At 64.5% G+C, this 13,291-nt stretch carries 11 protein-coding genes; 2 read left to right on the top strand and 9 right to left on the bottom strand.

Going from position 1 to position 13,291, the window contains the following annotated elements; all coding sequences use genetic code 11:
- Positions 1 to 3: 3 nt before the first annotated feature.
- Positions 4 to 861 (bottom strand): xanthine dehydrogenase family protein subunit M, encoded by an 858-nt coding sequence (locus FJ419_RS01705; protein ID WP_140686967.1) that lies wholly within the window; start codon positions 859 to 861, stop codon positions 4 to 6.
- Positions 862 to 1,162: 301 nt separating this feature from the next.
- On the opposite strand from FJ419_RS01705, the gene pncA reads away from it, so the two are divergent.
- Together pncA and FJ419_RS01695 are read left to right on the top strand one after the other, a co-directional pair.
- Positions 1,163 to 1,777 carry a bifunctional nicotinamidase/pyrazinamidase gene (pncA, locus tag FJ419_RS01700; protein ID WP_140686966.1) on the top strand — a complete coding sequence of 205 codons (615 nt, stop codon included), beginning with the start codon at positions 1,163 to 1,165 and terminating at the stop codon, positions 1,775 to 1,777.
- Between the two features lie 548 nt (positions 1,778 to 2,325).
- Positions 2,326 to 3,747: a sodium:proton antiporter gene (locus FJ419_RS01695; protein ID WP_140686965.1), complete on the top strand. Its 1,422-nt coding sequence runs from the start codon at positions 2,326 to 2,328 to the stop codon at positions 3,745 to 3,747.
- A gap of 238 nt (positions 3,748 to 3,985) precedes the next feature.
- Here FJ419_RS01695 and FJ419_RS01690 read toward each other — a convergent pair whose 3' ends face one another.
- From FJ419_RS01690 to gcvA, 8 genes are all read right to left on the bottom strand, one after another.
- A complete protein-coding gene (locus FJ419_RS01690; RefSeq protein WP_140686964.1) occupies positions 3,986 to 4,714 on the bottom strand; it encodes an ABC transporter ATP-binding protein in 729 nt (242 codons plus the stop codon).
- Positions 4,707 to 5,435: an ABC transporter ATP-binding protein gene (locus tag FJ419_RS01685; protein ID WP_140686963.1), complete on the bottom strand. Its 729-nt coding sequence runs from the start codon at positions 5,433 to 5,435 to the stop codon at positions 4,707 to 4,709. The genes FJ419_RS01690 and FJ419_RS01685 overlap by 8 nt, the downstream gene beginning before the upstream one ends.
- A complete protein-coding gene (locus FJ419_RS01680; RefSeq protein WP_140686962.1) occupies positions 5,432 to 6,394 on the bottom strand; it encodes a branched-chain amino acid ABC transporter permease in 963 nt (320 codons plus the stop codon). Before FJ419_RS01680 ends, FJ419_RS01685 begins: the two co-directional genes overlap by 4 nt.
- Complete coding sequence (locus tag FJ419_RS01675; protein WP_140686961.1) at positions 6,391 to 7,272, bottom strand: branched-chain amino acid ABC transporter permease; 882 nt, start codon at positions 7,270 to 7,272, stop codon at positions 6,391 to 6,393. The genes FJ419_RS01680 and FJ419_RS01675 overlap by 4 nt, the downstream gene beginning before the upstream one ends.
- A 460-nt stretch (positions 7,273 to 7,732) precedes the next feature.
- Positions 7,733 to 9,037: an ABC transporter substrate-binding protein gene (locus FJ419_RS01670; protein WP_140686960.1), complete on the bottom strand. Its 1,305-nt coding sequence runs from the start codon at positions 9,035 to 9,037 to the stop codon at positions 7,733 to 7,735.
- Positions 9,038 to 9,188: 151 nt separating this feature from the next.
- Positions 9,189 to 10,628 carry a hypothetical protein gene (locus FJ419_RS01665; RefSeq protein ID WP_140686959.1) on the bottom strand — a complete coding sequence of 480 codons (1,440 nt, stop codon included), beginning with the start codon at positions 10,626 to 10,628 and terminating at the stop codon, positions 9,189 to 9,191.
- 183 nt (positions 10,629 to 10,811) lie between these two features.
- Positions 10,812 to 12,116 (bottom strand): nicotinate phosphoribosyltransferase, encoded by a 1,305-nt coding sequence (gene pncB, locus FJ419_RS01655; protein WP_140686958.1) that lies wholly within the window; start codon positions 12,114 to 12,116, stop codon positions 10,812 to 10,814.
- Between the two features lie 189 nt (positions 12,117 to 12,305).
- Complete coding sequence (gene gcvA / locus FJ419_RS01650) at positions 12,306 to 13,280, bottom strand: transcriptional regulator GcvA (protein ID WP_140686957.1); 975 nt, start codon at positions 13,278 to 13,280, stop codon at positions 12,306 to 12,308.
- Positions 13,281 to 13,291: the final 11 nt, after the last annotated feature.

Here is a 13,291-nt window from a genome sequence, read left to right as displayed (position 1 = left end):
TGCTCATGCGGCCACCTTGCCTTCGCCGTGGCCGATCGCAGCGCGCACCGCGCGGGCTACGATCTCGCGCGCGGCTGCTTGTCGGTATTCCGCGCTGCCACGCACATCGGCGATCGGCGACAATTCATCGAACGGCGCCGACAGCACCGCATCGGCAAGAGCGGAAGTAACTGGCTGCCCGCGCAACGCCGTCTCGACGCCGGCGAGACGGCGGGCGACCGCCGAGCAAGCGCCGACGGCGATCGCCGCATCGGCGACGACGCCATTCTCGACCACCAGCCGCGCCGCGGCCATGGCGATCGAGATGACGAGATAACGCCGGGCGCCGAGCTTGACGAAGGCCGAGGTGCCGGCAGTGGAATGCTTCGGGACACGGATGGCGGTGACCATCTCGCCCGGCTGCAGCGCCGTGCGGCGATTGCCGAGGATGAATTCACTGAGGGCCAGATGGCGGACGGCTTTCGCCGAGCGCAATTCGACATCGGCATCGAGGGCCAAAAGCGCCGGCACGCCATCCGCCGCCGGCGAGGCATTGCAGAGATTGCCGGCAATTGATGCGACGTTCTGAATCTGGACCGAGCCGACCTCGCGCGCGGCCGCCTTCAGCGCGTCGAAGGCGGGCGGGAGCGGCTGGTGCACGATGTCGATCCAGGTCGTGCGGGCGCCGATCCGCCAATGCTCGGCGGTTTCGGCGACGCCGCGCAGTTCGGCGAGAGCGTTGATGTCGAGGACGTTGTCGCGGAAGGGTTTCGCGCCCTGTGCCGGATAGAAATCCGTGCCGCCGGCGAGAACGCGCCAACGGTCCTCGCCAAGCAAAGCGAGCGCTTCGTCGACCGTGGTGGGTTTTGCGTAACGGATCACGCTCTGCCTTCCAGACAATTGGGCCTTCCCAGAGTTTAGGCCTTCCCCGGGCCTCCCGAAGTGCCGCTTCAGGTCTTGTTGCCGATCTCCAGACCGGTCAAATTCATTCGTATGCAAATGATATCAGGCCGGCCGGAATTGTCAAAGCCGGAGTTGGCGCGGCGAAGAGCTGAACGCGATTGTTATGGCGCCGGAGGTTGACGCAGCCGGCCATCTGGTCAAGGTTCCGTGTCCGGTCGCGTCAGCGGCTTTTGGACAGGTGCCCCAAGCCAGACGAGAGGGCCGAAACGAAAGGGACCGCATGGCCGAAGAAGCGCTCATCGTCATCGACCTGCAGAATGATTTTTGCCCCGGCGGCGCGCTGGCGGTTGCCGGCGGCGACGAGATCGTGCCCTTGGTCAACGACCTGATCCGGCGGACCGAGCATGTTATCCTGACACAGGACTGGCACCCGGCCGGGCATTCGAGCTTTGCCTCCAGCCATCCCGGCAAGCAGCCTTTTGAAAGCATCGAGATGCCGTATGGGCCGCAGACGCTGTGGCCCGATCACTGCATCCAGGGAAGCCTCGGCTCCGATTTCCATTCCGGGCTCGCCTGGACCAAGGCGGAACTGGTGATCCGCAAGGGATTTCGTACCGCGATCGATTCTTATTCCGCCTTCTTCGAGAACGACCATAAGACGCCGACCGGCCTCGGAGGCTATCTGAAGGAACGCGGCATCGACACGATCACCCTGGTCGGCCTCGCCACCGATTTCTGCGTCGCCTTCTCGGCGCTCGACGCGGTCAAGCAAGGTTTCAGGACGACCGTGCGGCTCGACGCCTGCCGCGGCATCGATCTCAACGGCTCGGTCGAGGCGATGCTGAAGCGGATGCGCGACGTCGGCGTGGCGCTCGAAGACCATTCGGCGGATTGAGTGGGGAAGGTCCCCCTCACCTGGATCGCCAACCGAATCGCGAACGGCAATTCGGGCGACCTCTCGTCAATCACATATGGACTTGGAAGTTCGAATAGCCGGCATACCTTGATGGCGTCATCCTCGGGCTTGTCCCGAGGATCTACCGGCCTCCTTAAACTAGACGCGCTATACCCGCGTGCGACGGCGGATCCTCGGGACAAGCCCGAGGATGACGGCGTTGCGTTGGCCTTTGCCGATAAGCCTACCAACCGAATCGCGAACGGCAATTCGGGCGACCTCTCGTCAATCGCATCTGGACTTGGAAGTTCGAATAGCCGGCATACCTTGATGGCGTCATCCTCGGGCTTGTCCCGAGGATCTACCGGCATCCCTGAACTGGACGCGCTATACCCGCGTGCGACGGCGGATCCTCGGGACAAGCCCGAGGATGACGGCGTTGCGTTGGCCTTCGCCGATAAACCCACCAGCCGCCCTCATCCGTCTCGGCGCTGCGCGCCGATCCACCTTCTCCCACAAGGGGAGAAGGGAGAGCGCGGATCGGCCGGATGAGGGGGCTTTTATCATTCATCGCGCTCGCCATCGCGATGCTGTTTCCAGCGCAGGCGCTCGCGGCCGAAATTCACGGGCTGCCGGGCGCCGCGATGCCGCTGTGGTGGGGATTGCCTTTTGCCGGCCTGCTGTTGTCGATCGCGACCGGACCGCTGCTTTTCCCGCATGCGTGGGAGCATCATTACGGCAAGATCGCCGCTGCCTGGGCCATGCTGGCGGTGGTGCCGCTGACGATCGCCTTCGGCCTTCCGTCGGCAGGCGAAGCGGTGCTGCACACGCTGCTTACCGAATATCTGTCCTTCATCATCCTCCTGTTCGCGCTCTACACCATCTCGGGCGGCATCCTGCTTGCCGGCAACATCCACGGCACGCCGCTCACCAATGCCGGCCTGCTGCTCATCGGTGCGCTGCTTGCCTCGGTGATCGGCACGACCGGCGCCTCGATGATCCTGATCCGGCCGATGCTGCGCGCCAACGACAACCGGCCGTTCAACGCGCATGTGGTGATCTTCTTCATCTTCCTGGTCTCCAACATCGGCGGCTCGCTGACGCCGCTTGGCGACCCGCCGCTGTTCGTCGGCTTCCTGCGCGGCGTCGATTTCTTCTGGACGACCACGAACCTGTGGCGCGAGACGCTGGTCACCGGCGGGCTGGTGCTCGTCGTCTTCCTGGCGCTCGATATCGTGCTGCATCGTCGCGAAGGCGGCATGCCGAAGATCAAGGATCCGACGCCGGACACAAAGGTGCGCCTGCGCGGCCTTGCCAACCTGCCGCTGCTTGCCGGCGTGATCGGCGCGATCCTGCTTTCGGCGAGCTGGAAGCCGGGCGTCAGCATCCCGATCCTCGGCGTCGGCCTCGAGCTGCAGAACCTGGTGCGCGACGCCATCATCCTGGCGCTCGCCTTGCTGTCCCTCAAGGTGTCGTACAAGAGCCACCGCGAGGCGAACGGCTTCACCTGGGAGCCGATCGCCGAGGTGGCGAAACTCTTTGCTGGCATATTCACCTGCATCGTGCCGGTGATCGCCATCCTGCGGGCCGGCCATAACGGCGCTCTGGCGCCGCTGGTGGCCCTGGTCACATCCGCCGACGGCCAGCCGAATAACCTCGCCTATTTCTGGCTGACCGGGGCGTTGTCGTCGTTCCTAGACAATGCGCCGACCTATCTCGTGTTCTTCGAGCTTGCCGGCGGCGATGCGAACCACTTGATGACCGAGGCCGCCTCGACATTGGCCGCGATCTCGGCGGGCGCCGTATTCATGGGCGCCAACACCTATATCGGCAATGCGCCGAACTTCATGGTCTTCGCCATCGCCCGGCATCGCGGCTTCAAGATGCCCGGCTTCTTCGGCTATATGGCGTGGTCCGGCTTGGTGCTGATCCCGACGTTCTTGGTTGCGGGGCTTTTGTTTTTTCGATGAGCTGAGCTACTCAATTTCCACCGCCGGCGCTGCCCCTCATCTGGCTGCCGCCATCTTCTCCCCGTGAACGGGGAGAAGGGACCTGGCATCGCCGATTTCGCCAATCACCAACGTTGCAGTATGACCGCCGAGATCGCGGCCGGCTTCTTTCTCCCCGTTCACGGGGAGAAATGCCCGGCAGGGCAATGAGGGGCAGCGCAGCCGCCGATAGTCTTGGCACCGACGCGCATTCGGCGCCTTACCCAACGCCCACATACCTGCGCACCGCCGACGGATCCGCCCGCAACGCCTCGACATCGACCGTCTCGCGGTTGCGGCCGTTTTCGATGAATGCGACGCGGTCGGCGACCGACAGCACAGCGTCGACGCGCTGCTCGACCAGGATGGTCGAGACGCCGAGCTCGCGCAGCTTCGCCACCGTCTCGCGGATCTTGGCGATCATCGACGGCATCAGCCCTTCGGTCGGCTCGTCGAGCAGCAGCACCTGCGGCTCGAGGCAGAGCGCGCGGGCCATCGCCAGCATCTGCTGCTCGCCGCCCGACAGCGTGCCGGAACGCTGCCTCAACCGTTCCCTGAGCAACGGGAAGAGATCGAGCACGTTTTCACGCGTCTCTCTGCCCCTGCCGCGCGCCATCAGGCCGATCTCGATGTTTTCCGCCACCGTCATCTCGGCGAACAATCGCCTGCCCTGCGGCACATAGGCGACGCCGGCCTTCGGCACGTCATGCGCGGCAAGCCCGGTCAGCTCCTTGCCGTCCAGCTTGATCGAGCCGGCAGCCGCCGGAACCAGACCCATGATCGCCTTCAGCGTCGTCGTCTTGCCGGCGCCGTTGCGGCCGAACAGGCAAAGCACCTCGCCCTTGTTCAGCGTGAGGTCGAGGCCGTAGAGCACCTGCACCTCGCCGTAGAAGCAATCGAGGCCGGAAATGGTGAGCAATCCGCCATTGGTTCCAACGGAGTCAGCCATGGGTCGCTCCGAGATAGGCATCCTGAACTTGCGTGTTGGCGCGGATCTGCTCCGGCGTTCCCTCGGCGAGGATCCTTCCCGAATTGAAGACGGTGATGCGGTCGGCAAGCTGCATGACCACCGGCATGTTGTGCTCGATCAAAAGCACCGTTGCGTCCCTGGCGATCTCGCGCACCAAAGTGATGAAATTGTCGATCTCGCTGTCGGCCAGACCCTGCGTCGGCTCGTCGAGGATCAGCAGACGCGGCTTCAGCGCCAGGCCCATCGCGACTTCCAGCAGGCGCTGGTGGCCATAGGAAAGCTGCCCGGCAAGCGTGCCGGCGCGGTCGGCGAGACCGGTCCGTTCGAGTGCCGCCATCACGCCGTTTCTCACCTGGCCCTTCGTGCGGCCGTCGGTCAACGTGCGCTGCACCGGCAGCGCGACATTGTCGAAGGCGGTGATATTGGCGAAGACGCTGGTGATCTGGAACGTATAGGCGACGCCGAGGCGAACTCTTTTGTAGGCCGGCATGGCGGTGATGTCGGCGCCGTCGAAGACGACCATGCCCGAGGATGGCCGGATGCGGCCTGAGAGCAGGCTGACGAAGGTGGTCTTGCCGGCGCCGTTGGGGCCGATGATGGCGCGGATCTCGCCCGGCATCAGCGCGAAGTCGACTCCGTCGACCGCGCGCAGGCCGCCGAAATGACGCGACAGGCCCTTGGTGGTAAGCAGCGGCATCATGGCAGCCACCCCAGCCAGCGCTCGCGGATGCTGCCCAAGATGCCTTTCGGGAAGAACAGCACCAACAGGATCAGCGCCACGCCGACGATCAGCAGATAGGCCGAGGTGAAGCCGCTGGTGATGTCGGTGACATAGTACATGAACAGCGTGCCGATCAGCGGCCCGAGCGTGGTCGCGGCACCCCCGAGCAGCACCCAGAGCAGCGGCAGGATCGAATATTGCACGGAAGCGAAGCTCGAGCCGACATAGCCGAACAGCAGCGCATAGGCCGCGCCCGAGGCCGCGCAGATGGCCCCGGAGGCGACGACCGCGGCGAGCTTGTTGGCGAGCGTGTCGTAGCCGAGCATCTTGGTGCGCTCCTCGTTCTCGCGAATGGCGACCAGCACGCGGCCGAAGCGGGAGCGGACGACGGCTAAAGTGACGAGCAGAATGGTCGAGAAAAGCGCCAGGGCGCTCATGTAGCGCACGTTCGGATTGGTCAGGTCGAAGGACGCGCCGCCGATCGCGATTACCCGCGATGCCTGCTGGATGACAAGGCCCTGGTCACCGCCGGTCCAGGCGGCGAAATAGAGGATCAGCAGATAGAAGACCTGGGCGAACATCATGGTGACGATCATGAAGGCAACGCCGGATGTGCGCAGCGCCAGCAGGCCGATGACCAGGGCGAGCAGCGCGCCACAGCCGACGCCGGCGACAAAAGCTTCCGGGACGCCCCAGCCGAGATGATAGACGGCCAAGCCCGCACCGTAGAGGCCGGCCGAGAAGAACATGGCGTGGCCGAGGCTGAGCAGGCCGACATAGCCGAAGAGCAGATTGTTGCCCATGGCGAAAACGGCGAGCGCCATGATGCGGGCGAACAGGCCCTGGTGGTAGTCCGGCAGGACGAAGTTCAGCGCGAACAGCAGCGCGATGACGCCGACATGCAGCGCGTAGGTCTTTGCCGGCGAAGCATCCCTCATCGCGGCGTGGTCCCGAACAGGCCTTGCGGCCGGAACACCAGCACCATGGCGACGACCAGCGTGGCGATGATCTTGGCCAGGGTCGGCGAGAAGAACATCGAGATGATGCCGTCGGAGAGGCCTATCAGGACGGCTGCCGCAACGGTGCCGCGCAGCGACCCCAGGCCACCGATGATGACGACGATGAAGGATAAGAGCAGCGGATCCTGCCCCATCAGGTAATGCGCCTGGCTGATCGGCACGATCAGCACCGCGGCGATCGCCGCCAGCATGGCGCCGACGGCGAAGACGCCGGCATAGACGCGCTCGACCGGGATGCCGAAGGCCTGCGCCGTCTCGCGGTCATACTGGGTTGCCCGCATGATCAGGCCGATCTTCGTTCGCGTCAGCACCAGCCAGGTGATCACCAGCACAATGGCCGAGGCGGCGACCACCGAGAGCTTGTAGCCGGAATAGCCGAACCACGGCAGAAGGATGCGGTAGGTGAAGGGCGGCTCCACCGGGCGCGCCTCGGGACCATAGAAGGTCAGCGCCAGCTGCTGGATGATGTAGAGCATGCCGATGGTGGCGACGATGGTGCCTTCGGGATTGTAGTGGAGCCGGCGCAGCACCAGGCGTTCGGCAATCAGCGCGACCAGCCCGACCAGCAAGGGCGCGATCACCAGCGCGGCGACGAAACCGATCGCCGGGTGGCCGGAAATCGCCGTCGAGACGGCCCAGGCGAGCACCGCGCCCAGCATGAAGAACTCGCCATGCGCGACATTGACGACGCGCATGACGCCGAACACCAGCGACAGGCCAAGCGCCGTCAGCGCCAGCACGGCGGAGGTGACGAGGCCTTCGAGCGCGGCGAGGAGGAGGTGCGGGCCGAAATGCATTTAAACGCGAACGGATGCGCGAGGCACCCCCCTCTGCCCTGCCCGTCCTCCGCAGCAGCTGCGCTGCCGCTTCGCAGGGTAAACCGGGCATCTCCCCCTAAGGGCAGGGCAATCTCCTGTGGCTTTGGGAGTTTGGACAACCCGGCATGTCTTGGCGTCATCCTCGGGCTTGTCCCGAGGATCTACCGGCCCCTGAACTGGTCGCGCTATATCCGCGTGCGACGGTGGACCCTCGGGACAAGCCCGAGGATGACGGCCTTGTGCTGGCCTTCGCCGATAAACCCCATATGCGATTGCCCTATCCCTCAGAGGGAGAGATTGGATATCGCGAATGTCTTCGCCAACCACCAGCGTCGGCGAGTATGTGCCTTCGCACGAACTGCCAATCTCCCCCCTTGAGGGGGAGATGTCCGGCAGGACAGAGAGGGGGGCCTGGGCGCTCACGCTGGCCGGAATGGGCCTATAGCGCCTGCGTCGTATAATCCCCTTCCGGCTCATAGAGGCCGTCCTCGATCTTGGTCTTGTGGACGACCTTGAGCTTGCCGCCCTCGACCTTGGAGATGTTCTGGATGCCGAAGCACTGGTGGATCTTGCCGTTGAAGGTTTTCGGACCCTGCGGATGCTCCGGCCCCTCGGCGAATTCCTTCAGCGCCTCGGTCGCCTCGACCAGCTTGGCGCGATCCTCCGGTCCCTTGTAGCCGGCGTCCTCCATCGCCTTCTTAACGACATAGAGCGTTTCCCAGCAGCCGAACATGTGGGCGGCGGTGGAGACGTCCTTGGGATCGCCAACGGCGGCGCCATTGTCGTCGATGCCGACGGCGGCGCGGTAGGCTTTCTGCGCCGCCGAGTCATCGGGCTGCGCATAGCGCGGCGAGCCTTCCCAGAAATGGCTGCCGTCGAGGAATTCGAGGCCGGGGCTGTTGATGTCGACGGCTTCGAGCGAATCGATGAAGCCGAAGAGCTGCGGCCGCTGCGAGCCATAGAACTCGCCGAGCTCCTTGACAAAGGTCAGCACCGCAGGGCCGACCATGACGTGGTAGATCACATCGGTCTCGGCAGGGATCTGCGGAAAGTACTTTGTGAACGAGCTCTCCGTCGGCGGGATGGCGATCTGGGCGATCACGTCGGCGCCCTGCGCCTTCAGCGCCGGCGGCAGGTAGTCGCGGTGGTCGTAGCCGAAGGCGAAGTCGGGGAATATCTGTGTCACCTTCTTGCCGGCGTTCGCCGCGATCCACGGCGCCATCGACTGGATCTGGCTCTTCACGTCTGTGATGCCGGGCTGGAAGACGTAGCGGTTGAGCTTGGTGGAAGCGACGTGATGGCCTTCGCTGACGACGAAATAAGGGATCTTGTTCTCGCCGGCGGCGGGCGCCGAGCCGATCACGACATGCGAGAACAGAGTGCCGAAGACGATGTCGGTCTTGTGCTGCTTGGCGAATTTGTTGACCACCTCGGCGCCGCGCGCCGGATCGGTGCCGTCGTCCTCGATGACCAGCTCGACCTTGCGGCCGCCGATGCCGCCGGCGTCGTTGATCGCCTTGACGGCGGCGGCGCTCGTTTTCTCGTACCAGCGGCCATAGGCGGCGCCGATGCCGGTGCGGTGCAACTGGAAGCCTATTTTGATCGGCGCCGAGCTCTGCGCCTGGCTGTAACGGACGAAGCCCGGCGCCAGCGCCAGGCCGGCCCCGGCGGCAATGCCCTTCAGCGCGGTGCGGCGCGACAGCGTCGTCTTGGAGAGGTCGAAAAATCCGTTCTTGTCAGCCATGTCGGTTCCCCTGTTTTTCAGTTTTGACCAGCGATAAGGCGGCTAAACCATCTTCTTTCGAAGGATGGAAAATTGCATGTGTACAAACTAAATCACCAAAGCCCTGGCCTGGCAAGCGAGCTTCCCTCGCGTCATGACGGCGGCCCTTGTCTCATCCCGCCGTCGGCGTGGCAAGCAACCATAGGCCGAAGATGGTGTAGGCGATCATAAGCACCGTGAGCGGCAGCTGGCTGAGCGTGGCACGCGACGGCCGCGGGTGGAGACGCCAGGCAAGGCCTTGCGCGACCAAAACCGCCAGCACATGGCCGGCGATGATGACGCCGGCCTGCAGATTCCATAGCCACCAGGCGGACCCGGCTCCGGCGACGACGCCGGCCTCGACCATCCTGTCGGCGGTGCCGAACAGGTTCCAGCCGAGCGCGAAAGGATCGGAGAGCGCGACCAGCGCATACTGACCGTCGACCAGGAGCGCGGTGAGGTAATGCGCGATGTGATAGGCGAGCGCGATCGGCACGATCGACCAAACCAGGAGACCGGCGGCTTTTGCGAACGACTGCGCATCGCCGGCGAGGCGCTGTCCAAGAAAGACGGCCAACGCGAATACCGCTGCCAGCAGGACGAAAGTCAGGACGAGGCCAAAGCTTCCGACGCCGATCAGCGCCGTGCGGCCGGGAAATTCCAGCGGGTTGACGCCGAACAGGCTGAGCCAGAAGAAGGTTTTCGACAGGCCGTCGAACGACACCGAGGACAAGGCCAAGAGGAGAAAGGCTGTGCCGCTTGGCGGCAGCGGCGCGGCCGTCAGCAGCTTCGCACCGGGCCAGCAGAGCGAGAGCCGACCATCGAGGCGTTCGACAGGCGCGAAGCGGGCAACCATGGCGAAGAAGACCGTGAGGAATTCGCCCCGCCGGCTCCAAGCCTCGTAGTCGAAGACGAGCATCGCGACAAAGCTCGCCAACCAATAGATGCCGAAGGCAAAAGCCAGGCGGGCCGGATCGTCGGGCGCCGGATCGATCAGCTCGAACCAGGCGAAGGCGAAGAACAGCGCGAAGGCCGGCCAGTAGCCGAGCCTTGACGGCAGACGTGACGGCTGGGCTTCGCTCCATCGGTCGCCGACAAGCCGGCTTACGACGCGCCAAGGGCCGCACCACGGGTTGAGCCACGACCAGAGGTCGCCAAGCACGCCTTGCAGCAGGGTGAAGCCGGCCCAGAGCAGCGTCCAGACCACAAGTGGGAGAGGGTTGGAAAGCGGGTCGCGGCTGCCGACGAGGCCAGCGGCGATGAGAAGCGCAAAGCCGGCAAATGAAATCAGGCTGACGACAATGCGGGGGGTGTCGCTGAAGGTGAACAGAGGCAGGCGCCGGCGCCAGAAGCGGTCGAGGGCGGCAGGTGAAAGCAGCGCCAGGACGAGGAAGCTGACGGCTACGGCAAAAGCGCCACCTGCGATGTAGTAGCCGGTCGGGAGAAGCAGGACGTGGCCGCGGTCGGAGGCATGGGCGAAGGCGGGCGTGGGGAGAGCGGCTAGGGCGGCGGCTAAGAAAGCCAACCTATGACGATAGCGCTCTACGGCGCCCCCCTCTGTCCTGCCGGACATCTCCCCCACAAGGGGGGAGATTGGCGGTTCGGCCGCCGGCGCTTTTCTTTCAACGCTAGAGATTGGCGAAAGCGGAGATGAGAGCTCAATCTCCCCCCTTGTGGGGGAGATGTCCGGCAGGACAGAGGGGGGCGCGAAGGAACTCGGCTTATCCAGGAATTCCATTCGTCCAGGCCTTAAGCCTCACACCTTCACCAGCTGCTCCACCCGGCCCTTCTCGCCAAAAATCCTCAGATACCGCTTGATCTCCCTCTCGTCCCCGGTCGCCTTGGCGGGGTTATCCGACAGCTTCACCGCCGGCCGGCCATTGGCTTCGCTGACCTTGCAGACGAGCGAGATGGCGTCGAGGCTCTTGGTTTCGGTCGGCGCGCAACCCTCGAAATCATTGGTGAGGTTGGTGCCCCAGCCGAAGGACATGCGCACGTTGCCGCGGAAATGCCTGTAGGTCTCCTCGATGGTCTCGACCTCCAGGCCGTCGGAGAAGATCAGCAGCTTCTGCTTGGGATCCTTGCCCTTCTCGCGCCACCAGGAGAGGATCTTCTCGCCGCCTTCGATCGGCGGCGCGCTGTCCGGCCGGAAGCCGGTCCAGTCGGCGATCCAGTCCGGCGCATCGCGCAGGAACGCGGCGGTGCCGAAAGTGTCGGGCAGCACGATCAGGAGATTGCCGCCATAATAGCGCTGCCAGTCCTGCAGCACCCTGTAGGGCGCTTCACGCATTTCCTCCTCGGAATTGGCAAGCGCCGCGAAGACCATGGGCAGTTCGTGCGCATTGGTGCCCAAAGCCTCGAGGTCGTTATCCATGGCCAGAAGCACGTTGGAAGTGCCGGTGAAGGCATCGCCGATGCCTTCCTTCAGCGCCTCGACGCACCAACGCTGCCACAGGAAGGAATGGCGGCGGCGCGTGCCGAAATCGGAAATGCGGATGCCGGGCAGCGCCTTCAGCCGCTCGGTCTTGGCCCACATCTTGGCCTTGGCGCGGGCATAGAGCACATCGAGCGCGAACGGACCGAAGGAGCGCATCGCCGCCCGCGAGCGCAGCTCGTTGATGATGGCTAAAGCCGGGATCTCCCAAAGCGTGGTGTACATCCACGGACCCGGGAAGGAGAGCTCATATTGGCCGTTGCGCCTGGTGAGCTCGTAATCTGGCAGCCTGAAACCTTCCAGCCAGGCCAAAAATTCAGGTTCGAAGATCTGTTTGCGGCCATAGAAATTGTTGCCGCCCAGCCAGATCATCTCCTTCTTGGAGAAACGCAAGGTGCGAGCGTGGTCGAGCTGGTCGCGCAGTTCCTGCTCATCGATCTCGTCGGCGAGGCGCACCGAGGTGGTGCGGTTGATCAGCGTGAAGGTGGCATCGACCTTGGGATACATGCCCCAGATCATCTGCAGCATCAAAAGCTTGTAGAAGTCGGTGTCCAGCAGGCTGCGGACGATCGGGTCGAGCTTCCAGGTGTGGTTGTAGACGCGCCGCGCTATATCGGTCTTTGCCATGCTCGCTCATCCATAAGCACAACGCTCGGGAACAGGGGCGTCACGCTTCAAATCCTTGTTCGATCAATTCCGGACGGAACCCCCGTTGCACGGAATTGCTTTAGCAACTGCCTCTTAGCACCGTATTTCCGAACGCGCTTGCTGCTTTGCAAGCTGGCCCGACAAAAAGCAGCTTTGCAAGTCCAGCCGTCAGGACGCGGTCCTGGCGCCTATGACTTTGAGGGACGGGCGTTTTCTGCGGCTGGGCACGCGGCCGGCCACGGGCGCGCCGGCGCGGCCCTCGTCCTGTTCCTTCTCGGCGAACAGCCATTCGATGAATATCTGGACGATCGGCGCCGAGCGCATCTCGTTGCGGCAGACGACATAGAAATCGTCGACCGCCGGCACCGACAGGGTGAAGGGTGCCACGAGCATGCCCCTGGCGAGCAAGGCGCGCGCGGTGACGGAATCGCCGAGCGCCACGCCATGACCGTGCACGGCGGCCTCCGTCGCCATGCGCGCATCGCCCAGACGGTGGCGACGGCCGCGTTCCAGATCGAGCGCGTCGGCGGCGGCCAGCCAGGTGTGCCATTCACGGCCATCGTCGCCATGCAGGAAGACGTGGTCGGCGAGGTCGCGGACGCTGCGGATCGGGCGGTTGTTGATCAGCGTCGGACTGACCACCGGAAACAACTCCAGGCCGGACCACTTGCGTATCCAGCAGTCGCTCCAGCTGCCGTCGCCATAATGCACGCAGACGTCGATATCCGCGGCGCGGATGTCTTTGGGATCGTTGGACGGGATCAGCGTCAGCTGGATGTCCGGATATTGCGCTGTGAAGGAGCCGAGCCGCGGCGTCATCCAGAGCAAGAGCAGCGCCGGCACGCAGGAGACCGACAGCGCGCCGGCGCTTGCCGGCCGCGTCATGCGCTGGGTGGCGGCGGCAATGCCGTCGAAGGCGGCCGACACCGCCGGCAGGAATTCGGCGCCATGCGGCGTGAGCTTCACGCGCTGACCGGTACGCTCGAAGAGCTTCACGCCCAGCGACTGCTCCAGCGCCTTGATCTGGTGGCTGACGGCGCCATGCGTGACGTTGAGCTCACCCGCCGCCTTGGTCAGCGAAGCATGCCGCGCCGTGGCCTCGAAGGCGCGCAGGGGGTTCAGCGGCGGCAGGCGCTTGGCCATGGAGAGGCTCC

It is taken from the genome of Mesorhizobium sp. B2-6-2, from assembly GCF_006440615.1.
Classification (GTDB): Bacteria; Pseudomonadota; Alphaproteobacteria; order Rhizobiales; family Rhizobiaceae; genus Mesorhizobium.
This window is presented reverse-complemented; position numbering and strand designations above follow the sequence as displayed.